Origin of the sequence: Prevotella jejuni, from assembly GCF_900187995.1 — a bacterium.
In the GTDB taxonomy this organism is placed as follows: Bacteria; Bacteroidota; Bacteroidia; order Bacteroidales; family Bacteroidaceae; genus Prevotella; species Prevotella jejuni.
On record NZ_FZNZ01000004.1, the window covers coordinates 115,102 to 138,783 of the forward strand.

Here is a 23,682-nt window from a genome sequence, read left to right on the forward strand (position 1 = left end):
ATATGGTTGTTCAGAACCTTTTACTATATAATGTATAACGATAGAAGAGGACTTGGGAAATGCTGTTGTATGAAAAAAGCCATATCAGACATCCTGTAGGAGGATAGTCTAATATGGCCTTATACTTATCAGTCTTAGCTTAGAGCAATGCCTTGAACTTCTCGTTCAAAACATCTTTTGAGGCAGCACCAACAAACTTGTCTACCAACTTACCACCCTTAAAGAAGAGGATGGTAGGGATGTTACGTACGCCAAAGTCGATGGCTACGTCGTCATTCTCCTCTACATCGCACTTGCCAACGACGATTTTACCGTCGTACTCCTCGGCGAGTTCTGAGATAATTGGACCAATCATCTTACAAGGACCACACCATGTTGCCCACAAATCAACTACCAATGGTAACTCACCATTCTTATAAGTCTCTAAATTCTCGTTAGTAATTACTACTTCCATTGTTATTCTTTTTATAAGTTTATTAATATTGTCTTTTCTGTTTATAACCTCTTATCAAAGAGTGTGCCACTTTCGGTTTAATTGATATGGAACTCCATCTTCTCATTAGATGAGATAAAGTCTATCAGCTTACGGTCGACGTTAACACCGCCTTTCTTGCTCTTTAACATAAGTACTGTGCTGTCAGGCGTTCGCAACTGTATGTAGAGTTGTGTGTTACCTGTATGTTGCTCGATGACTGTTGATAGTTCCTTGACAAAGGCTTCGTCTAATGCTGTCGCATCCATAGAGATGGTGAGGCGTTCCAAACGGTTCTTTTTCACGTCATAGAGTTGCTCTATCTTCTGCACCTTCAGCTCTAACAGTTCTGGATTGTTGCGATAACGAGGTTGGCACTTGGCTGTGATATAAACGGTATAGTTCATCTTCAAGAGGTTGTTCCATCGTGCCCAGTCGTCCCCAAACAGTGCTAATTCACCCGTTCCACCAAAGTCTTCTATCGTGACAAAGCCAAATGGCTTTCCTGTCTTTTGTGAGAAACGTTCGTTAACGGATGTGACAATACCGCCGAATGTCACTTCGTCAGCTTTTGCCAATTGTGTCATGTCAGCATTACGACCTATCTTAGAACAGTGAGTGTTACACATGTTGTTCAGTACAACACTGTATTCATCGAGGGGATGGGCCGATAGATAGATACCAACCAACTCTCGTTCCTTATTCAATTTCTCAATGACTGGCCACTTCTCAGCCTTTGGAGCGACAGGATGTACTACATCAATAGCATCCATACCAGCGAAGAGAGAGTTCTGTTGTTGGGCCTTTTCTGCTTGGAAAAGCTGCCCATAACGGACAATGGTGTCTAAGAAGGAATCACCTTTCCCAGTAATAGCAAAGTATTGTTCTCGCTGCAATCCGAAGCTATCGAAGCCCCCACTATAGGCTAAACTCTCAAATGCTTTGCGGTTGACATTACTGAAGTCGACACGTTCTGCAAAGTCGTATATATCCTTGTAAGGGCCGTTCTTCTCACGTTCACGTACTATACTCTCTGCAGCACTCGCACCCATTCCCTTGATGGCGGATAGTCCGAAGCGAATCTCACCATGCTTGTTTACACCGAAGCCTATCTGACTCTCGTTAACATCAGGTCCAAGGGTTGCAATCCTCAATGCCTTACACTCCTCCATTAACTTGGTGATTTCGGTAATCTGACTGAAGCGACGTGTCATCAACGCAGCCATGTATTCGGCTGGATAATGCGCCTTCATATAGGCCGTCTGATAAGCTACCCATGAGTAACAAGTGGCATGTGACTTATTGAAAGCATAGCTGGCAAACTTCTCCCAGTCACTCCATATCTTCTCAAGTATCTGTGGGTCGTGCCCATTCTCCTGTCCTTGCTTGATGAACTTAGGCTTCATTTTGTCGACGATAGCCTTCATCTTCTTACCCATCGCCTTACGAAGGGCATCACTCTCACCACGTGTAAAGTTGGCTAACTGGCGACTCAAGAGCATTACTTGCTCCTGATAGACTGTGATCCCGTATGTGTCTTTGAGGTACTTCTCCATACATGGGATATCATACTTCACCAGTGATGGGTCGTGTTTACGCTTGATAAAGTCTGGGATATAGTCCATTGGACCCGGACGATAGAGCGCATTCATGGCGATGAGGTCTTCAAACACGGTTGGATGAAGCTCTCGGAGGTACTTCTGCATACCTGCCGACTCAAACTGGAACGTACCGACTGTCTGTCCACGTTGGTAGAGTTGATAGGTTAATTCATCGTCAATAGGAATCTTCTCAAGGTCAATCACGTCGCCAGTCGTCTGCTTAACAACCTTGCAAGCCTCCTTTAACTCGGAGAGAGTCTTCAGTCCGAGGAAGTCCATCTTGATAAGTCCTGTAGACTCAATCACGTGACCGTCATATTGTGTTACTGGTACTTTCTTCTCTGGGAAGTCTGGGTCTGTTGCCGTAGAGATAGGTACCCACTCATCAATAGGATTACGACATATTATGAAGCCACAGGCATGGATACCTGTTCCACGCACTGTTCCTTCCAACATCTTGGCATATTTAATGGTGTTGCGCTCCCTTACGTCTTCGCTAACCTCAGCATTCTGCAACTCTGGTGTACACTTGATAGCATTCGTTAAGTTCATCTTCATACCATCAGGTAAGCGCTCTGGAATAGCCTTACAAAGAGCGTTAGACACATCTAACGGTAGTTTCTCTACACGTGCCACATCCTTGATAGAGTTTTTTGTAGCCATGGTAGAGTAGGTAATGATATGTGCACAGTTCTCGTGTCCATACTTATCCATTACCCACTGCAGCACACGTCCGCGCCCATCATCATCAAAGTCAGTATCAATATCAGGTAGGTTGACACGGTCAGGATTGAGGAAACGCTCAAACAGAAGGTCGTATTTCAGCGGGTCAATCTGCGTTATTCCCAAGCAATAAGCCACTACGGAGCCTGCAGCAGAGCCACGACCAGGACCCACCATCACGTCTAACTCCTGTCGTGCAGCATTGATGAAGTCTTGCACAATAAGGAAGTATCCAGGGAAACCCATGGTCTTCATCACATGTAACTCAAATCGGATATGGTTCTTAACCTCATCTGATAGAGGGTCGCCATATAGCTTCTTTGCACCGTCGTAGGCTAACTTAGCTAAATAGTCGGCCTCGAACTTAATGCGATATATCTTCTCATAGCCGCCTAAGCGGTCGATAACCTTCTGTCCTTCTTCCTTTGTTAGTGGGTTCTCACCGTTCTCGTCGGTGGTAAACTCCTTGTATAAGTCTTCTTCAGTGAACTTCTCTCTCCACTCTTCTTCGGTTCCAAAGTCCTCTGGGATAGGGAAGAACGGCATGATAGGACCGTGATTAATACTATACGTCTCTACCTTGTCAAGAATCTCCAACGTATTCGCCATAGCTTCAGGGACATCAGAGAAGACCTCATTCATCTCCGCCTTCGTCTTAAACCACTCTTGTTTAGAGTAGCGCATACGCTTTGGATCGTCTAAATCCTCGTTCGTTGAAAGGCAGAGTAGATGGTCATGAGCCTCGGCAGTCTCCTTATCTTCAAAGTGACAGTCGTTGGTACATATTAACTTTATACCATATTCTTGTGCAAACTTCATGAGCACCTTGTTGGCTTTCTGCTGTAGAGGATAAGCCTCACGGTTAGCCATCAAGGTTGGATCTTTTACTTCATGACGCTGTAGTTCAAGGTAGTAATCATCTCCAAACACACGATGATACCACTCACAAGCCTCTCTTGCACCCTCGATATCATCATGAATAATCTTGTTAGGTACCTCACCTGCAATACAAGCTGTACATACAATCAACCCTTCATGATACTTCTCAAGCTGCTCACGGTCCGTACGAGGACGATAGTAATAACCATCTACCCACGCATTGGATACCAGTTTGATAAGGTTCTTATAACCTGTATAATTCTTCGCTAATACGATAAGGTGGTAGCCAGAATTATCATGCATGCTCTTATCCTTATCGTGCATAGTACGACGGGCTACGTACATCTCACATCCAAAGATAGGTTTGAAAGGCTCTTCCCCCTTCTCTTTCCTACCTTTATTGACCTTAGCACAATAGTCAGCAAACTCTTTTATGCCAAACATCACACCGTGATCAGTAATCGCCATACCCCTCATTCCGTCAGCAATAGCCTTATCAACAAGACGTGTGACCTTCGACTGACCATCAAGAATAGAATAGTTGGTGTGGACGTGTAAATGTACGAAATCTTCCATTGAACTTATGCGTTTTTGAGCTGTAAAGTTACTATGAAAAGGCGACATAACAAAAGATTGAGAGTGAAAATTTGTGGAAATGACAAAAAAGAAGTACCTTTGCAACAAAACAAATACGTCGTTTATCGACCATGGGAAAAATAAAAAAGAAACTCAAAAAGATTAGAATCCATCACGAAGGGACTAATACGCTACTCTACGGAGGCATCGCTCTTGTCCTGATCGCCTTGATTCTCTGGTTTGCAGTTCCAACTAAGATACCATTTTGGATATTTGCAGTAGTCTTCGGTACCGTCTATGGTATAGTACTAAACTTCTATCGGTGTCCTATCCGATACTTTGGTAGTGAGGAGACAGATGGTATTGTCGTGGCTCCAGCCGATGGACATATCGTTGTCATTGAAGAAGTAGACGAGAATGAATACTTCCATGATCGCCGATTGATGATATCCATCTTCATGAGTCTGTGGAATGTGCATGCCAATTGGTTCCCTGTTGACGGAGTGGTAAAGTCCGTACAGCACTTTGATGGTAATTATCACAAAGCTTGGCTACCTAAGGCAAGTGAGGAGAACGAGCACGCTGACACTATTATCACAACTCCTGATGGCACAGATGTACTCTGTCGTCAGATTGCAGGAGCGATGGCACGTCGTATCGTGACCTACGCTAAGCCTGGTGAGGATTGTTATATTGATGAGCATCTCGGCTTTATTAAGTTGGGTAGTCGTGTTGATATCTTCCTGCCTGTAGGCTCTGAGGTATGTGTAAAGATGGGTCAGGCGACAACAGGCGACCAAACGGTTATTGCTAAGTTGAAGCCTAATAATAAGTAAATATGAAGAAACATATTCCTAACAGCATCACCTGTTGCAATCTTATTTCAGGTTGTATTGCTACTGGCCTTGCCTTTGGTAACAGCATAGAGATGGCTTTGCTGTTTATTATCATAGGTGCAGTGTTTGATTTCTTTGATGGTATGGTGGCTCGTTTACTTAATGTTAGTTCGCCAATCGGCAAGGAGTTAGACTCTTTAGCAGATGTTATCACCTTTGGTTTGGCACCATCTACTATCATCTTCTCGATGTTGCATGTGATGTCCTATCCTGTTTTCCTTGAGCCACTGCGTGACTATCTGCCTTACGTAGCCTTTATCATGGCTGCCTTCTCGGCATTGCGTCTTGCAAAGTTCAATCTCGACGAGCGTCAAGCCTTAGGTTTTATCGGATTGCCAACGCCTGCCAACGCACTCTTCTGGGGGTCACTCATTGTTGGAGTAGGGGATAAGTTAGAAAACCATTCATGGGTATTACACTTTATTATAGCGGGTATTCTTATCAGTTCATGGCTGCTTGTATCAGAGATACCAATGTTTGCTTTGAAGTTCAAGCACTGGGGCTTTAAGGGTAATGAGGTGAAGTATATCTTTTTGATAACCTGTTGTCCATTGGTGGCCATCTTCGGTATCTCGGCATTCGCTATCATCGTCGCATGGTATGTGATATTATCAGCTATCGTACAACAGTCTTCTACACAAAAGTAGGGGCATAACTTCAAAGATATGACATTTTTTGCTTTCCTTTTCAAGTTTGCTTTTTTCCTCTTTATAGCCTTCTTGGTCTTCATCTTATGGTTGGCTTACAGGTTCTATAAGCAGGTGACTCGTGTGCGTCGGCAGTTCAATCCTTACGACTACCAACAGCAGGAAGCAAACTCAACAGAGAATACTATCATCGATAATCGGCCTATGGAGGAGCGCTATAAACAAGTGATACCAGACAGCGAGGGCGAGTATGTTGACTTTACGGAGGACGATGATACTAAATCAGAATAAGAGATAACACCCTATTATATACAAAACAATAAAGGACAAATCGCTTTGATTTGTCCTTTTTTGTTATCTTCTCTCTCTTAATTGCAGCTTGATAGGACATGAAATGAGGCATATCTCTTCATGTCGGGATTGCCTGTAATGTAGTAAAAAATCCTTATACAGCATCAATCCAAACATATTCAAGATGGGAGAAGAATGTTTCCTAAAACTTAGTTTATAACATACAGCAGGTCAGTAGGTTACAAGCTGTACCGAAGAAGACGCCTTTCTTGCTCCAAGAGAGGCGTCTTCTTGCATCAAGAAGGGCATGTTCTCGAACGTTGAAGGGCGTCTTCTTCTATCAAGCTCAGCCTCTTTCCGAATAGAGGGGAGTGTGATCTCTGAAATATCTTGACAATATATGCCTGCAAGTTGAGCGTTTTCTCACTCTTTGTCAGTCTCCTTGTAGTAGTGTCTCAGTGATATATTCTCATGGAACCAGACAATCTCTTGTCTACAAGGAGAGCTCCGAGAGGCTTGTTTTGGTACACGATTTCACAGAGCATAGCGACCAACTATAGTAGACGAACGCTGTGGTATCTGTCGGATGAAACGCCTTCTCAGGCTCTACATGTGTGCAAATAGACCTCTTTCTATCTGTGTTGTTGGTGGGCAAGAAAACTCCTTTCGATTTCAGCGAGCATTTCCAAGGGGAGTATCTCAGTGATTTCTATGAGCTGTCTTGTGGAGCATAGCATCACCGTTCGACGTCAATACGTCAAGACATCTTCCCTTTCTCTGTATTTGACACTATCAATCACAAAGAAAGGAAAGACATCTCATGCCCTTGTAAGGTTCCTTCTCACCTGCTATCTCTCGTTAGCAAGACAGCTTACGAGTCCCATCAGGCTGCTCTTCAATCGTGACCTTGATGACATTCTCTGGTAGGATGTCCTCAATAAGCTCTGGCCATTCAAGCAGACAGAGGTTACCACTATAGAAGTAGTCCTCATATCCCATGTCATACACCTCTTCTAACTTCTTGATGCGATAGAAGTCAAAGTGGTAGATAGGGTCGCCCTTACCATCAGTATATTCATTGATGATAGCGAAAGTAGGGGAGGTAATGACATCTTCTACGCCCAAGACCTCACAAAGAGCCTTGATGAAAGTTGTTTTACCAGCTCCCATCTTTCCGTAGAAAGCAAATACTTTACCTTCGCCCATCTCCTTGACAAATTCTTTTGCAGCCTCATGGATGGTGTCGAGACTTTTGATTGTAATTTCCATATTGCTTTGTTTTTACTTTGTTTATGTGATAGTTGGTTGTGAATCGTTTGTTCTTTTGGATTGAGCTATAGGTTTCTGTGAATCTTATAGACCATTATGTGCGAACAATTACGATACAACCGATGTTTATGCTATTCAGTATGCTTGTCTTTAATAAGACATATCCTCTGTCCCAGTCTTAAGTGTATTTTAGGGGACTTGCCCCTCCTTCGGAGGGCTGGGGGAGGTCCCTCTTACCGCTTCCTCGGACTTAATGTTACCAGTGGGACAATCATCTCTTCCATAGAGATGCCTCCATGCTGGAATGTATCCTTATAGTAAGAGACGTAGTAGTTATAGTTGTTCGGATAAGCAAAGAACGAGTCGCCAGTAGCAAAGACGTAGCTTGTGCTGAGATTTGGCGCAGGGAGCTGTGCAAGATGAGGATTCTTGATAGCGAATACTTGCCGTGCATCGTAGTTGAGGCTCTTCCCCAACTTATAACGCAGATTGGTATTCGTATTACGATCACCGATAATCTTTACTGGATTGGTGGTGCGGATAGACCCGTGATCGGTCGTGATAATGACCTTATAGTCCGACTGTGCCAACTCTTTGAATACGTCTGCTAACACGCTATGTTGGAACCAGCTAAGCGTAATAGAGCGATATGCGCTCTCGTTACTTGCCAATTCACGTATCATTCTCATCTCTGTACGAGCGTGAGAAAGCATGTCGACGAAGTTTACTACAAGTACATTGAGATCGTTCTGTGCAAGGTTATTATACTGCTGCATGAACTTGTCGGCACCAGTAGAGTCGTTAATCTTATGATAAGAGAACTTGTCGTGACGGCGATAACGGTCTATCTGTGTTTGTATAAGCGGTTCCTCGTTAAGGTTCTTACCCTCTTCCTCGTCCTCATCTACCCATAGCTCAGGGAACATCGTAGCTATCTGCTTCGGCATAAGACCGCTAAAGATGGCGTTGCGGGCATACTGTGTGGCCGTTGGGAGAATACTCATGTAGAGGTCTTCATCGATATCAAACATGTCACCAATCTCCTTTGAGAGAATACGCCACTGGTCGAGTCGGAAGTTGTCGATGACGATGAGGAATACTTTCTCACCTTTGTCTATGAGTGGGAAAACCTTACTTTTGAAGATGTCAGTACTGAGCAGCGGACGACTATCGTTGTTGTTGGATGGTTTCTTCTTATGTCCTGTCAACTTAGAGAAGCTGTTACTTAGTTTATTGTCCTGTGGGGCAACCCAGTCAAGATAGTTTTTAGCGATGTACTTAGCAAAGCCGTTGTTGGCTTCCTCCTTCTGCATCTTCAGCATCTCAGTCATGTTACTATCCGCACTGCTCAACTCCAGTTCCCAATGAACAAGTTTTCTATACACGTCCTTCCAGTCGTCGAATGTGCGACAGTCGGCTATCTGCATAGCAATCTGCTGATAGTTCTGTTGGTAACCACTTTGAGTCACCTCTGTGACAATCTCCTTCTGATGAACATTCTTTTTCAGTGTAAGGAGTATCTGATTAGGGTTAACAGGCTTGATAAGGTAATCTGCTATCTTAGCACCTATCGCTTGGTTCATAATATCCTCCTCTTCACTCTTCGTAACCATGACGATAGGGGTGGCAGGTTGAATTTCCTTAATTCGTTGTAAAGTCTCCAAACCAGACAGGCCCGGCATCTGCTCGTCCAAAAGAACGAGGTCGAAGGTCTGTGTTTGGCATTGGTCGATGGCGTCAGCACCATTGCTAACTGTCACCACTTCGTATCCTTTCTTCTCAAGGAAGATGATGTGCGCCTTTAACAACTCTATTTCATCATCTACCCAAAGTAACAATCCATTGCTCATAGCTGTTATCTCCTTTCCTTAGAAGCCCTCCAAATCGTAGTATTCATCTTCGATATCGTTCTGGACGGGCTGGTTCTTTTTATTATTCTTATTATTTGTCTTGTTTTGTTGAGGTACGTCATCGCCGAAGTAGATAATCGGACCGTCATCTGAAACCTTCTTCTTCTGCACAGGAGCGGTCTGTGGCTTCTGCGTAGAAGGCTGTTGCGTCTTCGTTACGGTAGGCTTAGCCTGCTTGTCCTTAGTCGCTGGTTTTGTTGTCTTTGCAGGTGCTACTGGAGTCGTTGGCTTGGTAGGCACGACAGTAGTAGACTGCTTGCTCGGAGTGACGGGAGCTGTCTCTTTTGTCGGGATGACAGGCTTCACAGGAGTCGTTGACCTCGTAGTCTTGGCTGGTGCCTTAGGAGTAACGTCCTTTACAGGTTCCTCGTCAGGGATAAAGTAAGTACTGTTGTCGTCTAAGACGGGCTTCTTCTCCTCTGGTAGAGGCTTCTTCTCCTCAACAACAGGCTTCTGTTTCGTTGTTTCCCTCTTCTCTTCTACGGCAGACTTCTTCTCCTCAACAGGAACTTCAAAGGTGTTTTTATTCTGTTCATTCACCTTCTGTTCTGTCTTTGTAGACTTAGCATCCTCCAAAGGAATCGTCATTGTGTTGTCGACAGGTACGTCTTGTGTGTCAGGATAGAGGTCTGGGTCATTTGCATGCTTTTGTTCAATCTCCTGTTGTAGGTCGCGTTCACGTGGTGTTGCAACCTCAGCAGGCTCACTGAGTAAGTATCTTTGCGTCACGACTAATGGTGCAAAATGCTTTGCATAGAACGTCTCATAGTCCTTATAACTATAAGTAGTCCCTATTAGTTTAAGGTTTTTATCACTGATGATAATCCCCTTAGTCGACTTCCCCATCTGTTGTACAACGAGTTTGGAAGCAAACAATTGACGTGCATACTGATAAGCCTCATCGAAGCTGCGGAAGCCAGATACCTGCATCTGATGTAGTCCATTGAGGTCTTCTACCTCTATCTCAAAGTTACGAACAAGGAAGTTTGTGAAGTTGAAACGTGCCAATTCAAATAGCAACTTGTTCTCTTTCAGTGAGTCAGGATGGTACACTAACAGGAACTTAAAGTCTATGTCACGTTCTGAAGAGAACTTAGCTTGCTGTATGCTATCGCTATCGTTCATTACGTTTGCACGATAGTTCCAGATGTCGTCAAGGTCGAACTTGCCTCCACGTAGCTTCTTCCCAGCTTGTACACCATTGACTATCATACCCGCCATCTCGCTGATACGACTGCTTGGATACTTCTTCACAACCTCCTTCATGTCGTTGACACAGCCCGTAGGGTCGCCATTGTTCAGTTTTCCCAAGCCTCCAATGAAGAGGAACTTATCCCTGTTGGCACCCATAGGGAAGCGTGATTCAGAGATGCGAGCATTACCTGCTACCTCACTATATCGGCCTTGTTTGAAGGCGTCGTAGGTAGCCGCATAGAGGGAGTCTTCTATCTGTACACCGAAACGAAGGTTTTGTTTATAGTAAGGATCAGTAAGGAGTGTGGTCCACTTACTCTTTGGGAACTTCTGACTTAGACGTGTAACATAGTTCTCAGCAAGCTGTGGTTCGTTCTTGCGCATGTAGAGTAAGTATAGATGATAGTACACATCATCCATCTGATCATAGTCGGGATAGTTGTCACTCACCCGCCTTAAGGCCTTTTCGGCTAATCGAAGGTTGTCGAGTCTGTCCTTAAAGATAACACCAGAATGATGTAGTCCGTCTTCTAATATCTTGTTACTTGCCTCCAACTGTTCCGCAGTGAAAGGTATCTGTGATAGATAGTATTCACGCATGTGGGGGTCGTTTTTGAGCGAGTCGGTCGTTTGATTGATAGAGTCCAGGCGTGCCTCAGCCCGCATGATAGAGTCTTTTTGTTGGTCTGTGAGGTCAGTAGGCATGTTAGTATTACCTATTCTCCCCACAACGCTTTGGTTACTACGTTGCCAGTTATCAATGTTCTCGCGTTTGCCCCATAGTTGTTGGAAGGTTATCTTACCTTGTTGAACAGCCGTAGGGTTATAGAAATACCATGTATTTCCTTGTTGTTGTCTATTGTTTACACGCTTAGGCGTTCCAAGGTTATTGTTCCCAAAGTTGCTATACACGTCTTGTTGCTGTCCATTGTCCTGTGTTGTTTGTAGTGCTCGTTCCTCTTTTTCTTTCTTTTTGAGGGCTGTGATGACACGGTCAATGGCTGCATTTCGTTCTTGTTCAGAGCATTTAGCAAGATGTTGAAGGGAGTCTTGAAGTTGTACAGCATCCGTATAAGGTGCTAACTCATCCAATATCTTTGAGCGTTCAGAGAGTTGTTCATAGTCTTTGCGATCCTTGTCAAGCAGTCCGATAGCCTCGTCATAGCAACGTTTAGCATCTCCGAAGCGCTCTTTAGCCCAGTAGAGATCACCGAGGTGGAGTAGTAGTACGCCTTTCTCAATACCGTTTCTTGTAGCCTTCTTATTACCTTGCTCGTAGGCATTAATGGCTGCAAGGGTGTCTTGAGCAGCAAGATGTATGTTACCCATAGCATAATACACCTGGTCAAGATACTCCTTGTTATTGTCTGAAGCAGCCATCTGCTTGAGTTTACTAATCATCTTTTTCGTCTGTCCCTTAGCAGTTACCTCGGTTTGAGCAATGCGTGCATTGAACTCTAATTCGTAGGGAGGATTGGTGCGAATAACACGTTGGAAGGCTTTATAAGCATCCTCATTTCTACCGAGTGAGGCCAACACCTGTCCGAGTAGATACAGCTCACGGGCCTTCTGCTTCTTACGCATTTCATGCTTGATAACCTTTTGGAGATAGGGAACAGCCTTTTCTAACTCACCCGAATGGAGGTAGTAATCACAATAGGTATAGTCCCACTCCTTCACAGCTCGCCAATCCAAAGAGTCGCGTTGCATATTCCGAATGATATCCTCAGCGTCATAGAGCCAGTCTTGTTCTATATAACACTTAGCTAACCAAGCCCTTGCTTTGCCATAGATAGCAGGTTGTCCTTTGTAGATACGACTCATATAAGCAAAGGTGGCAGCCGCTTCCTCAAAGGCACCTTTATGAAACTGTGAACGTCCCATGAGCATCCATGCTTTCCATAGAAAGGGATTATACTCACGACGGGATAGCCATTCTATGTCCTTCTCAGTCTTCCGTCTGCTCTTAGTCCATTCTGGTCTTTTCTTAATACTATGCTTTGCAATAGCCTTTTCAGCCTTTTCTATGGCTCTGTCAAAGTTGCTCTTTCCTAAGTCACGACTATTCTTGTTACCGACAGTATAGAGTGGAATGAGCTCTGTGAAGTTATCCTTATTTCCCTTCTCCTTCTCCAACGAACCATCAATATAGGCTTGTGCACCGTTATAATAAACGTTATAACGGGTATTGAAGGCATGCCACCAACGCATTTGCGCAGTGTTATTCTTTGTTGAGCAACTAATAATTGTTAGTACACAGAATGCCAACAAAGAGGGGATGATATGTCTTATTACTCTTTTCTTCACGTTTCCTTTGATGTTCAGTACTATTGTAAGCGCCTTCAAGCTACGATAGGTACAGATAACGAACTTAACCTTCTATCATTGTTATCACCTCATCCTTGATTTGATCTGGTAGATTGATTTCTCGAAGGATAAGGCTTCTATTCCAGCCTTTCACCTCATGCGGCTGCATTGTATAGAGTACGGTAGCAAACTCTTCCACCTCTTCATCAGTGTATTGGTCAGATGGTCTACCACGAAAACGGTCAAGTTCTTCATCGTCATAATACTCTATGTCTTTTGTTGCGGCCTCCATCATGCATACTTGTTCACATTTGTCATCTGTCCCATCACAGGATGAACAGTCACCAGAGGTGGGCATAATGATATCAGGTTCACCTGCTTTTCTTTTAGTGAACTTTGTCGCTATTGCTGCAATAATCGCTAATATAAATAGAGCTCCTATGCCAATAAGAAATATACTCATTCTTTACTTCCTTTGCTTTCTTTAGCTTCTTTGATACAGTCTGATAGGACTTGCTTAATCTACTTGCTGTATCTTGAATCCTGCTTTGCGTAAATCGGCCCAGTAATGAGGGTAAGATTTAGACACAACCTCTGGGTTGTTGATGCGTATCTCGCCTAACTTGATAGCCAATGGGGCAAACGACATAGCCATGCGATGGTCTTCGTAGGTGTCAATTGTTGGCTGTGTCATGGGTTCACAACGTTCACCAGTCCATGATAATGCCGTCCCCTCTTCCTCATGGAGGATATATCCCAACTTTTCCATTTCTCTTTTCATGGCTTCAATACGGTCGGTCTCCTTTATCTTCAGGGTTCCTAAGCCTGTAAAATGGAATGGTATTCCTAATACAGGACATACGGCAATGAGCGTTTGAGCCAAGTCTGGTTGATTGGTAAAGTCATAGTCCATTCTATTCAACATACGTGAATGGCGGGTTAAGAGTGCTTCAGGCATTCCGTTAACGCCTTTCTCCTTAAAACTCGTCTTTATTCCGAGTAGTGAGAAGATGTATCTTACCGTCGAATCGCCTTGTCTTGACCCATCTTTCAGCCCTTGTAAAGCCACCTTTGACTGGGTGTCATCTGTCAGCGCAAGTATCTCATACCAATAACTTGCAGCACTCCAGTCGCTTTCAATCGTATAGGCTCGTTGCTGATAGGGCTGTGGCTTCACTCTAATCGTATCAAAGTCAGACCATTCTGCAGCTACACCAAACTCATGCATAAGGTGCAATGTCAGGTCTATATAGGGTCGAGAGATAATGTTACCCGTTAGTTTTAGTTCCAATCCTTTCGTTAGAATAGGTGCAATCATCAGTAGAGCAGAGATATACTGTGAGCTAACATCACCCGCTATCTGCAATGTCCCCCCCTCAAGTTGCCTACCTTTGATATGGAGAGGTGGGTAGCCTTCTTCACCAACATACTCAATCTCTGCCCCTAAATAGCGCAGTGCATCCACAAGAATACCAATTGGACGGTGTTTCATACGCTCCGTTCCTGTAATTGTGTATTCTCCTTCCGTAGCACTAAGGTAGGCTGTCATAAAGCGCATAGCCGTTCCTGCCGCCTTGATGTCTATGATTTCCGATTGTCTACCAAGTCCACGGATGATAACCTCAGTGTCATCACAATCAGATAAGTTCTTAGGCATCATTCCTCCCTTTGTGAGTGCTTGGATAATAAGGGCACGATTACTGATACTTTTTGATGCTGGAAGCATGATAGAAGTATCAATATGTTCGGGGCAACTTACGATGTATTGCATGTGTATTTAGTGCAGATTTATACTACGACAAAAGTACAAAATAAACTTGGGAATAGAGAAAAAGAAGTCCAAAAGTTTGCTAATATGGTGGAAAGTAACTAATTTTGCACTGCTTAAAAGATACGGGATGTAGTTCAGTAGGTTTAGAATGCTGGTCTGGGGGACCAGTGGTCGCCAGTTCGAGCCTGGTCATCCCGACCAAGAAACATTATTATAAAGGGGGCTGTTTATCAGTCCCTTTTTTTGTTAAAAGAGGTGTACTTATTTCTTTCTTATCCTGTTTATCTATTGTAGGTGTCGTTTTCTATTGAGGACTAAGTCGAGAGATGAATTTTGATTAACCATAGAATGTGTCTGTGGCTTGGGTTGCCTCTTTCCTTATCATGCTTCTCCTGAAATACAGTAGGATAACGATTATTAAAGAGAGGGCACATCCCTCTATACGTTGAGGGCATCACTATAATCATTCCTTACAGTTCTTTTTCATCGCACAAAGCCCCAGCACGCATGTTGCGGAGGCTGAACATGTACGGTGCGGGGGCTTAGCACTAATCGTAAGGAGGGTTTATAACCCTTCAAAAAGTTCTGTTACGTTAGAATAAGACAGATTGTCAGCGTGTTACGCTATAATGTAAAGGAGGGAAAGTAGGGGTTACCTTCCCACTGTCCTCACCTCTTACTTTAGAAAGAAAGGTGTTTATTCGAATTTTATAGATTTGATAAGTTCGGTGATATAACCGACAGATACACCATTGTCGAAGGCAGATATGATACAACCCTTCTCTTTCTTCTTATCAATAAGGATACAGTAACGCCAGAAAACAGTTTCTCCTTTTTTCTCAATCTTCCTGATACGGTATGTACAAGTGTTGCCATTAATATTCTCCTCACCCTCTGCAATCAGTTGAGGAGAAACGTCATCGAAACTTTTGAGTATTCCCTTTTCCCAATTCCAATAAACTTTTTCTGTATATTCATCAGATAAATAGAATGCAGTTAGGCCCGCACTACCAACGTATTTATTGTGTAATTCGAACAAAGGGTCGATAGGTAACTTTTCTTTAGGCTGTTGTCTATTACAGGTGAAACCTTTTGGAATTGTAAAGATAAACACTCCATTGGTACGTTGGTTAGGCTGTAGCTTCCTACTAAGCATCTCTTTTTTCTGCTTAGCTTTGGTTGTAAAGTTCATTACTAAATCTGGTGTTCCTAAGAGGAATAGCACGACTGATGTGGTGAACAGGCCTATTATGACTGCTCGGTTCATTTTTGGCGTATTACGACAGGCTGAGGGAGTAGCCTCTTTCACCTTGGTTGAGACAAACAAATAGCCCATCCAGATGATTCCGAGGCAGAGACCACCGAGGTAAAGCAGGCAGTCAGCTGTCAAGTGTCCTTCTGTAAGGGAAGTGATGAGTATCAGTATATTAGCAAAGATCATCAGTCCTGCATAGGCCTTAGCATAGAACGTGGCATTAGCCTTGCGTCTTATAAAAGCATAGATGGTATAGAGTCCTGTGTAGCATAGTGTGAAAATGGTAAATATATTTGCGATTGCAATATTGCTTGACAGGTCTTCTCCTAATATATTATAGGCTTTCAAGCCGAGAAATAGGCTATAGGCAACACCAATGATGGCCGTAAGGAGATATATGGCAAGAAACCCTTTAATCTGTGTGTTTGCCTCTAACTGTTGTTGTGTATAGGCAGATGTCGCTTTGTTCTTGTCACTCTTATTATCTTGTGTCCCTATCTGCTGAGGATTTTCAAACGTCTTTTCCATATCTTTTATGTTTTTAGTTATATTTGTTTCCATACTGTTTCGAGTAATAGTGGTGGTTATATTTGCCTGCTATTGCAGTTCGTTTTCATACTCTATGAGGAAAGAGTAGGGCAAAGATAATAAGATTTTTCAATATCTCGCAATGTTTATAATAGTTTGTTGAATTATATGTTATGTCAAAGGAAAATGTTTTTATCTCAAATCTTATTTGTATCTTTGCCTACTCTATTGGGATGATAAAACCAAAATCTATTGTATTACGTAATTAAATCAAACAAGAAAATGGCTACAATGAGCGTAACCTCTTGGGCAAATCTATGGCAGACTCCTCTGCAGCTTATTAATAAAAGGAATCGACTTAATAGTCTCTTCTCTTGGAGAAGAGTTGCAAGTAAGGGTGTGTCAATACTCTGCGCTTGTCTGTTGGTAGGCCAGATGGCCAATGCGCAGAACTTTAGAACCTTACGAGATGTGAAAGTGGACGAGACAGTACTTGACCTTTCAAAAACAAATTGTACGGTGATACCACGCAACGCAATGCACTCTTGTCATCGACTTATTTCTCTCGTCCTCCCTACAAAACTTGATTCTATCGGTAGTCAAGCGTTCTTTGCTTGCGACGGAATAGGCGGTGAACTCTCTTTCCCCGCAACTACACGTGTCGTAGAGGCCTCGGCCTTTAATGGTTGTCGTCAATTGACTGGATTGAACTTCGGTGGCTCTACGCGTATAGGGGCCTTTGCCTTCGCTAATTGTAGAGGACTGCGTGAGGTACGACTTTCAGCTGTCATTCCTCCTGTTTGTGCTGACAATGCTTTCGATGGTATTGACCTTAGTCGTGTGAAATTGATAGTCCCGACGCAAGCAAAGAAGGCTTATCGTAACGCACTGGGCTGGCGTAACTTCTTCGGCCATCACGAAACGAAGAATGTATGCGACCCAGAGCATCTCCTCGTACCCCGTCCACTGAAGTTGGAGGTATATAAATCCAAGCTTGCTCTTCAATGGAAAGATGTTGCTGGGGTAGAGGCTCCACAGGAACTGAGTAACGAAAAGATGCAAGCAGAACGTATCCTCTGTGAACGAACAGTCTATAAGAAGAGTCGTAAAGCTGGTCCGATGGTGCACCTTGCACTTGACAAGTCGCTTACCAATGATGAGGCTTACACCTTACAGGTGACCGATAAGGGTATAACGATTAAAGGACGCACACCTGCTGCGGTATTCTATGGACTGATGACACTCGAACAACTCTGTATAGGCAATGGTGTTTCAGCCCGTTCGGTAAAGCTTCCTTCACTCTATATAGTCGACCAACCCCGTACGGCAATTCGTGAGTTAATGGTCGACCCAGTGCGCCATTTCATCCCATTCAATGACCTAAAGGGATTTATCGTAGAGATGGCACGCTATAAGTTCAATGCTCTCCACCTTCATCTTGTTGACGATCAAGGATGGAGAATAGAGATAAAGAAATACCCAGAACTTATAGAGAAGGCCTCCGACCGTGTCGGTATGGATGATATGCCAGAGCGTATTCGTGGCTATTATACCCAAGACCAGATGAGAGAACTTGTTCGTTTTGCATCGACCTATCATGTCATGGTGATACCAGAGATTGAACTTCCCGGTCATGAAGTGGCTGCTGTCCACTGTTTCCCACAACTCTCTTGTGCAAAGAAGCCTGTTCCTATCCGCTTGACTTGTGGTGTGAGCAATGAGTTGCTTTGCCCTGCAGAACCATTTGTCTATGAGTTTCTCGATAATGTTCTGACTGAGTTAGCCGATGTGTTCCCTGCCCCATACGTCCATTTAGGGGGTGATGAGGCAGGTCAGCCGCCTTTGGGTGCATGGTCAGATTGTGCTGCTTGTAAGGCATTGAAGCAGAAAGAAGGATACACAGAGAACTGGCAGTTGCAACAATATCTATTTGATCGTGTGATTAATAAGCTGCAGTCGTTGGGTAAGACACCGATGTATTGGTATGAGCAGGAGTTTAAGACGATTCAGCCGGGTTGTGTGGTCTATGCTTGGCGACATGGTTTGACGAAGACTGCCATTGATGCTGCAGTACGCAATAAGGCTAAGATTATGCTCTGCCCGGGCGAGCACTGTTACCTTGACTATCCACAGCAGCGAGGCGATATGCCCGAGAAGAACTGGGGAATGCCGGTCACTACGCTCGAACAGACCTATCGTCTTGACCCAGCATGGGGGCAGGATATTGTGTTTGTACGTGATAATCTACTCGGTGTGAGTGGTACGCTTTGGAGTGAATGTATCAACTCCACGGAGCGTATTTACTATCAAGCTTTCCCACGTGCAGCCGCTTTGGCTGAAGCAGGATGGAGTGTTCCTGAACGAAGAAGTTATAAGGAGTTCCTCACACGAGTTCGTCCGCTGGCGGATGATATGCTGCGTCGTGGTATCGCAGTAAACGTAAGATAGAGTGTTGATGAGTGTTGTCAGTCTGTAAAAAGAAAGTCTTTACGATGACGACAGACCGTTATAAATAAAAGTATCATCACGAAGGTAATGAATTATTCTTCGTGATGATAATTATTTTTCTTCATGAAAAAAAATATTTATTGTCGTGAAGAAAAATATTTTTTTTCATGAAAATAATTCGCTAAAGGTTCAGACTTACACCCGCAACGACCCATGCGCCTGGTTGTGGAACGTTCCCATAATCAACGTAATGAGCCCCAAATAGGTTGTTGGCTTCGACGTATGCTGTCCATGTTGAGGCTTTCCAACTCATTCGACTGTCCACAACTCCATAGCTCTTATACCTTTGTAGCTGGTTGTTAGTGTCGATATAGTTTCCCATACGGTGTTGGAAGCGATAGTAGAAACCAAGATCAAGGTTGCGCCAGAGGTTCAACTGAAGATTGCTGACAAACTTGTTCTTCAGATATTCCAACGCATACTTACTCACATAACCTTGATTATCAACCTTCTTCTGGTGGATGTAGCTATAAGCCACGCCAAACTTCTTAAAGAACTTTTGGGAGGGAAGAAGCTGATAGAGGTCGAAGTCGAGTGAAGCCTCAGTTCCAAAGTGCTTTATCTTTCCGAAGTTTACACTCTTCCATAGCACAGCTCCGTTAGTATCTAATGTACCATCACTAATCCAGTCGATAAGGTTCTTGTGATTGTTCCAGTAAAGGCTTGCCTTAGCAGTGACACCTTTGTTGTCGTATTTCACACCTGCCTCGAATGCAGAAAGTTCTTCCGGACGGAGATGCTTGTCGGCTTTATGACCGCCAACAGAGTAGAATAGCTCGGTGAAAGACGGCATGCGGAGTGATGAATTGTAGGAAGCATATAACTTCCAAGCGTCTCCAATGCGATAACTTGCGTCAACGCCTGGGTAAACATGCATTGGCATGTCTGCCTGACTGTTCTTGACAGCTGTCAAACCAGCCGACAGCGTGAAGCGGTCAAGGATGATATTATGCTCAAGAACAAACTGAATATTCGTGCGATTCAGCCCTACGGTGTAGTCTCTGTCAGTCCCGTGGATATGCTTTGGACGAGAGAGAGGTTCGCCAAGGTTACCACTGACGAGGTCTTCATTGCGTAGTTCTGCTGCGAAGGCAGTACGTCCAAGGTTCCAATCAAAGTAAGCATTGAGGTTAACACCATATATATCAGTTCGATGATAGTTGAATGGATACTTGTTGGCAGCACCTCGGAAGAGTTCAAAACGGTCCATATTGCGGTTCCAATAGATAGAAGGACGGATATGGAAGCGGCCTCGGAGGTTCTCAGCTTGAATGGCTGTGAAGGTCTTGAAAGTGTGTTCAAACTGGTCATCGTACTTTGCTGAATAGAAAGTATTTGACCCAAAGTCTTTCAGACTCATACCTGCATGCCAGCGTACGGCCATGTTCTCATCTGTATAATTCCCTTGATAAAAGGCCTTTGCAGTGCGGTAGTCGGCGTTGAGGCTGCCCGCCTTGTTACGAAGATAGCCATCGCTGCGGGTGTAAGAAGCTGATAACTGATTGTTCCAGTGGTCTTTCGATGCAATATTACCACGTACGCCAGCGCTGAGGTAGCCGTAGGAACCACCTTCAACATGGGCAGAGAGACTGGTTTTTTGTGGAGTTCTGGTTACGATGTTTATAGCACCTAATAAAGAAGATGTACCATAAACGCGGGCTGCTGGGCCCTCAAGGACTTCTATTCGTTCGATTTCACTGATGTCAACAGGGAAGTCAAAGGAGTTATGTCCCGTCTGTGCGTCACAGATATTAATACCATTAAGGAGGATAGTGATTTGTTCTGAGTTGCCACCACGGATACTTACGTCGGTTAAAGCACCTATTGGACCCTTCTGTCGGACGTCAACACCGACGGCATACTTCAACAAATCGTTTACACTTTGTACTGGTGCCGCTTGGATATCCTCACGACTTAGTACAGTTACCATTCTCGCCTGCTGACTTACTGTCAGTGGTGCTCGTGTTCCTGTCACGTTCACTTCCTGCATCAAGACACCTCGGTTGGCGAATGTTGAGTCTGTCTCTGCCTTCTCAGTCTTAACGCTAATGCCCTTGGCTGTAGCGTTCTGTAAGGTAGCGACACTCAGTACACCAATCAAAACCTCCTTGCCAAGAACGGCAAAGAGCGAGTAGCCGTGATTAGAGAAGCGTTTGAACTTCAGAACACTGCGTTTTTGATTTTTTGGTTTGTACATATTTTATAATTAAATAAAAGGTCGGAAGGGTAAAAGACCCTTACCGGCAAAACGTGTGCAAAAGTAATAAAACTTTTTTGAAGAGCGTGGGTAAATCGATAATTATCAGCTTTTGTGCAGGTAAGACATAGAAAAAAGCATCGTTTATGTATGTTATATTTGAGATTTTTACTACTTTTGTAGGCAATTAATTATCGAAGTAGAAAAACGATTAATTGCACAATGAAAGCATTACGTGACCGTATCCTAAAGGATGGAAAGTGTTTCCCAAATGGTATCTTGAAGGTAGATAAGTTTATTAATCACCAGATGGACCCTAACCTGATGAAGCAGATTTGCGTGGAGTTCATCCGCCGCTATGCATCAACAGAAATCAATAAGATTATCACAATAGAGGCGAGTGGAATCGCACCAGCCATTATGATGGGCTTTCTCCTTGACCTTCCAGTGGTCTTTGCGAAGAAGAAGAAACCCTCAACGATGGGTGATATGCTTTCAACAACGGTCTTTTCGTTTACGAAACAAAGGGAGTATCATGTCGTGATCTCCAAGGAGTACCTTGGTAAAGGTGATAAGGTGTTGTTCGTAGACGACTTCTTAGCATACGGTAATGCGGCAAAAGGGATTATAGACCTTTGTAAGCAGGCTGGCGCAGAACTGGTTGGTATGGGCTTCATTATAGAGAAAGCATTCCAACATGGGCGTGAGGTGATTGAGGCGGAAGGCGTTCGTTGTGAGAGCTTAGCTATCATCGAGTCGCTTGATAACTGTGAGATTAAAATGAAAGAAGTATAAATAAGGTGGGCTTGTGTGCCCACCTTTCTTATTATATAATGTAGTCTTCTCCTTTTTATATAGTAGTTTTCTTCTATTTATATAGTGGTCTTTGTGTTGAGGGAGTGTCTTTTTGAATTTTAGAAACGTCTTTTAAGTGACTCCTGCATATATACTCAATTAGTGTATAGATAAACTTTGGTAGAGCCAAAGTTGCTATCTTCGTTTTATAAAAGTATGGTATCTTACCTTCAGTTATAGTATTTAATAATAGAAAAGAATGGAAAAGTCTAAAGAGCTTATCTATGGTCTGAATGATCGTCCACCGCTTCGTGAAACCGTCTTTGCTGCTTTGCAGCACCTGTTAGCCATCTTCGTAGCCATTATCACACCTCCTCTCATCATCAGTTCGGCGTTGAAATTCGATTTGGCGACCACTGGTTATCTCGTGTCAATGTCTCTCTTCGTGTCAGGCTTGGCCACTTTAATTCAGTGTCGTAGGTTTGGTCCGATTGGTGCAGGCCTCCTTTGTATTCAAGGAACGTCTTTCTCTTTTATCAGTCCAATCATTGGAGCAGGTATGCTGGGTATGGTTAATCATAAGATGAACGTCGAGTTGGGACTCAGTTACATCTTCAGTGCCTGTCTCGTAGCTTCAGTTGTAGAGATGGTTGTGAGTCGTCTCCTACCTTATACACGTAAGATAATCACGCCATTGGTGTCAGGTATTGTCGTTACCCTTATCGGTATGTGTCTTATTAAGGCTGGTATCAGCTCCTGTGGAGGTGGTCAGACGGCCATAGATAACCATACATTCGGTTCTATGCGCTACCTTGGTCTGGCCTTGTTGGTACTGGTGAGCATTATATTCTTCAATCGTTCAAGCAACAGATTCCTACGTATGGCATCTATAGTATTGGGCTTATTGATAGGTTGTGTGGCTGCTTATGCACTCAAGATGATAGATTTCTCAACGCTTAAAGGTAGTGGTGGGATTATTATCCCAACCATTTTTAAATATGGGTTTAGGCTTGATTTGGGTGCAGTCATTGGTCTTGGGCTCATTTACCTTGTAACGGCAGTTGAAGCTTATGGCGATATTACAGCCAACTCGCTTATCTCTGGCGAGCCTGTTGAGGGTCCTGTCTTCTTGAAGAGAGCACAGGGTGGTGTGTTAGCAGATGGTTTCAACTCCTTATTGGCCGCTGTCTTCAATAGTTTCCCTAACTCTATCTTTGCTCAAAACAATGGTATGATACAGCTTACGGGCGTTGCCAGCCGTTATGTGGGCTATTTCATTGCTGGTGCATTAGTACTCTTAGGACTCTTCCCTGTGGTTGGTAGGGTGTTCTCACTTATCCCTGCTCCTGTTTTAGGAGGTGCTACCTTGTTGATGTTCGGTACTGTTGCCGCTGCAGGTATTCGTATCATTGCTTCAACAGAGATTACTCGTAAAGCAGTGTTGGTCATGGCTATTAGTTTTGCTATGGGTCTGAGCGTAGAGTTAGTACCTAATATACTTGATAAGATGCCCGCTATGATTAAGACAATCTTCTCAAGTGGTATCACGACAGGTGGTCTTACCGCTATCATTGCCAATGCTCTTATCCGTATCAAGGAGTAGACGACGGCGATGCTTTACGACAGTGAATCTATCGCTATTCACGTGTTCTCAGTAGATGAAAGGCAGCTGTAGGGAACAGTGTTGTGGCTGTTTTGTAATGAAGAACAGCCTCCTTTTCTGATAAAGAAATCCTGTTTTAGAACACTTATATCCCCTAAATACTGCTGCAAGTTCCAAAACGAAGTGCAATAAAAGAGTGTCCCTCTCCGAGAGATGCAGACGTTCTCGACGCGTAGCGAGAGGTTGTCTGCATCTCTCGG

General features: G+C 43.7%; 15 protein-coding genes and 1 tRNA gene. 7 read left to right on the forward strand and 9 right to left on the reverse strand.

Annotated elements, in window-relative coordinates; genetic code table 11:
• Nucleotides 1-139 precede the first annotated feature (139 nt).
• Together trxA and dnaE are read right to left on the reverse strand one after the other, a co-directional pair.
• Nucleotides 140-454 carry a thioredoxin gene (gene trxA, locus CHB62_RS02430; protein WP_009012283.1) on the reverse strand — a complete coding sequence of 105 codons (315 nt, stop codon included), beginning with the start codon at nucleotides 452-454 and terminating at the stop codon, nucleotides 140-142.
• Nucleotides 455-531: 77 nt separating this feature from the next.
• The gene (gene dnaE, locus CHB62_RS02435) at nucleotides 532-4,251 is read right to left on the reverse strand and encodes a DNA polymerase III subunit alpha (protein ID WP_089365557.1); all 3,720 of its coding nucleotides are present in this window, start codon (nucleotides 4,249-4,251) and stop codon (nucleotides 532-534) included.
• Nucleotides 4,252-4,382: 131 nt separating this feature from the next.
• Between dnaE and CHB62_RS02440 the strand changes: the two genes are divergently transcribed.
• Genes CHB62_RS02440 through CHB62_RS02450 form a run of 3 tightly spaced genes read left to right on the forward strand, consistent with a single transcriptional unit; the run spans nucleotide 4,383 to nucleotide 6,085 of the window.
• Entirely contained in the window at nucleotides 4,383-5,087 is a 705-nt protein-coding gene (locus tag CHB62_RS02440) for a phosphatidylserine decarboxylase family protein (RefSeq protein WP_009012285.1), read from the forward strand.
• A gap of 2 nt (nucleotides 5,088-5,089) precedes the next feature.
• Nucleotides 5,090-5,794, forward strand: coding sequence for a CDP-diacylglycerol--serine O-phosphatidyltransferase (gene pssA, locus CHB62_RS02445; RefSeq protein ID WP_089365558.1), 705 nt, complete (start codon nucleotides 5,090-5,092; stop codon nucleotides 5,792-5,794).
• Nucleotides 5,795-5,812: 18 nt separating this feature from the next.
• Nucleotides 5,813-6,085, forward strand: coding sequence for a DUF4834 domain-containing protein (locus CHB62_RS02450; protein ID WP_089365559.1), 273 nt, complete (start codon nucleotides 5,813-5,815; stop codon nucleotides 6,083-6,085).
• Between the two features lie 858 nt (nucleotides 6,086-6,943).
• On the opposite strand, the gene tsaE is transcribed toward CHB62_RS02450, so the two are convergent.
• The 5 genes from tsaE to CHB62_RS02475 all read right to left on the reverse strand — a co-directional run bounded on the left by tsaE (nucleotide 6,944) and on the right by CHB62_RS02475 (nucleotide 14,536).
• Nucleotides 6,944-7,354 carry a tRNA (adenosine(37)-N6)-threonylcarbamoyltransferase complex ATPase subunit type 1 TsaE gene (gene tsaE / locus CHB62_RS02455; protein ID WP_009012288.1) on the reverse strand — a complete coding sequence of 137 codons (411 nt, stop codon included), beginning with the start codon at nucleotides 7,352-7,354 and terminating at the stop codon, nucleotides 6,944-6,946.
• Between the two features lie 233 nt (nucleotides 7,355-7,587).
• A complete protein-coding gene (gene porX / locus CHB62_RS02460) occupies nucleotides 7,588-9,204 on the reverse strand; it encodes a T9SS response regulator signal transducer PorX (RefSeq protein WP_089365560.1) in 1,617 nt (538 codons plus the stop codon).
• 18 nt (nucleotides 9,205-9,222) lie between these two features.
• Complete coding sequence (gene porW, locus CHB62_RS02465; RefSeq protein WP_089365570.1) at nucleotides 9,223-12,765, reverse strand: type IX secretion system periplasmic lipoprotein PorW/SprE; 3,543 nt, start codon at nucleotides 12,763-12,765, stop codon at nucleotides 9,223-9,225.
• A gap of 64 nt (nucleotides 12,766-12,829) precedes the next feature.
• A complete protein-coding gene (locus tag CHB62_RS02470) occupies nucleotides 12,830-13,228 on the reverse strand; it encodes a hypothetical protein (protein WP_089365561.1) in 399 nt (132 codons plus the stop codon).
• 54 nt (nucleotides 13,229-13,282) lie between these two features.
• Nucleotides 13,283-14,536 carry a 3-phosphoshikimate 1-carboxyvinyltransferase gene (locus CHB62_RS02475; RefSeq protein WP_089365562.1) on the reverse strand — a complete coding sequence of 418 codons (1,254 nt, stop codon included), beginning with the start codon at nucleotides 14,534-14,536 and terminating at the stop codon, nucleotides 13,283-13,285.
• Between the two features lie 123 nt (nucleotides 14,537-14,659).
• Between CHB62_RS02475 and CHB62_RS02480 the strand changes: the two genes are divergently transcribed.
• Nucleotides 14,660-14,737: transfer RNA gene (locus tag CHB62_RS02480), tRNA-Pro, on the forward strand.
• A 496-nt stretch (nucleotides 14,738-15,233) separates the two neighbouring features.
• On the opposite strand, the gene CHB62_RS02485 is transcribed toward CHB62_RS02480, so the two are convergent.
• A complete protein-coding gene (locus tag CHB62_RS02485) occupies nucleotides 15,234-16,319 on the reverse strand; it encodes a hypothetical protein (protein WP_089365563.1) in 1,086 nt (361 codons plus the stop codon).
• Between the two features lie 282 nt (nucleotides 16,320-16,601).
• Between CHB62_RS02485 and CHB62_RS02490 the strand changes: the two genes are divergently transcribed.
• Entirely contained in the window at nucleotides 16,602-18,767 is a 2,166-nt protein-coding gene (locus tag CHB62_RS02490; RefSeq protein ID WP_089365564.1) for a family 20 glycosylhydrolase, read from the forward strand.
• 181 nt (nucleotides 18,768-18,948) lie between these two features.
• Here CHB62_RS02490 and CHB62_RS02495 read toward each other — a convergent pair whose 3' ends face one another.
• A complete protein-coding gene (locus CHB62_RS02495) occupies nucleotides 18,949-21,024 on the reverse strand; it encodes a TonB-dependent receptor plug domain-containing protein (RefSeq protein WP_089365565.1) in 2,076 nt (691 codons plus the stop codon).
• A 222-nt stretch (nucleotides 21,025-21,246) separates the two neighbouring features.
• Between CHB62_RS02495 and xpt the strand changes: the two genes are divergently transcribed.
• Both xpt and CHB62_RS02505 read left to right on the forward strand, forming a co-directional pair.
• On the forward strand, nucleotides 21,247-21,819 hold the full coding sequence (xpt, locus tag CHB62_RS02500) for a xanthine phosphoribosyltransferase (protein WP_009012297.1): 573 nt from the start codon (nucleotides 21,247-21,249) through the stop codon (nucleotides 21,817-21,819).
• A 259-nt stretch (nucleotides 21,820-22,078) separates the two neighbouring features.
• Nucleotides 22,079-23,422 carry a nucleobase:cation symporter-2 family protein gene (locus CHB62_RS02505; RefSeq protein ID WP_089365566.1) on the forward strand — a complete coding sequence of 448 codons (1,344 nt, stop codon included), beginning with the start codon at nucleotides 22,079-22,081 and terminating at the stop codon, nucleotides 23,420-23,422.
• The last annotated feature ends 260 nt before the right edge of the window (nucleotides 23,423-23,682 follow it).

Excerpts from the sequence above, each read along its gene's own strand:
- trxA (WP_009012283.1), bottom strand. The coding sequence starts at position 454 with ATGGAAGTAGTAATTACTAACGAGAATTTAGAGACTTATAAGAATGGT.
- dnaE (WP_089365557.1), bottom strand. The coding sequence starts at position 4,251 with ATGGAAGATTTCGTACATTTACACGTCCACACCAACTATTCTATTCTT.
- CHB62_RS02440 (WP_009012285.1), top strand. The coding sequence starts at position 4,383 with ATGGGAAAAATAAAAAAGAAACTCAAAAAGATTAGAATCCATCACGAA.
- pssA (WP_089365558.1), top strand. The coding sequence starts at position 5,090 with ATGAAGAAACATATTCCTAACAGCATCACCTGTTGCAATCTTATTTCA.
- CHB62_RS02450 (WP_089365559.1), top strand. The coding sequence starts at position 5,813 with ATGACATTTTTTGCTTTCCTTTTCAAGTTTGCTTTTTTCCTCTTTATA.
- tsaE (WP_009012288.1), bottom strand. The coding sequence starts at position 7,354 with ATGGAAATTACAATCAAAAGTCTCGACACCATCCATGAGGCTGCAAAA.
- porX (WP_089365560.1), bottom strand. The coding sequence starts at position 9,204 with ATGAGCAATGGATTGTTACTTTGGGTAGATGATGAAATAGAGTTGTTA.
- CHB62_RS02470 (WP_089365561.1), bottom strand. The coding sequence starts at position 13,228 with ATGAGTATATTTCTTATTGGCATAGGAGCTCTATTTATATTAGCGATT.
- CHB62_RS02475 (WP_089365562.1), bottom strand. The coding sequence starts at position 14,536 with ATGCAATACATCGTAAGTTGCCCCGAACATATTGATACTTCTATCATG.
- CHB62_RS02485 (WP_089365563.1), bottom strand. The coding sequence starts at position 16,319 with ATGGAAAAGACGTTTGAAAATCCTCAGCAGATAGGGACACAAGATAAT.
- CHB62_RS02490 (WP_089365564.1), top strand. The coding sequence starts at position 16,602 with ATGGCTACAATGAGCGTAACCTCTTGGGCAAATCTATGGCAGACTCCT.
- CHB62_RS02495 (WP_089365565.1), bottom strand. The coding sequence starts at position 21,024 with ATGTACAAACCAAAAAATCAAAAACGCAGTGTTCTGAAGTTCAAACGC.
- xpt (WP_009012297.1), top strand. The coding sequence starts at position 21,247 with ATGAAAGCATTACGTGACCGTATCCTAAAGGATGGAAAGTGTTTCCCA.
- CHB62_RS02505 (WP_089365566.1), top strand. The coding sequence starts at position 22,079 with ATGGAAAAGTCTAAAGAGCTTATCTATGGTCTGAATGATCGTCCACCG.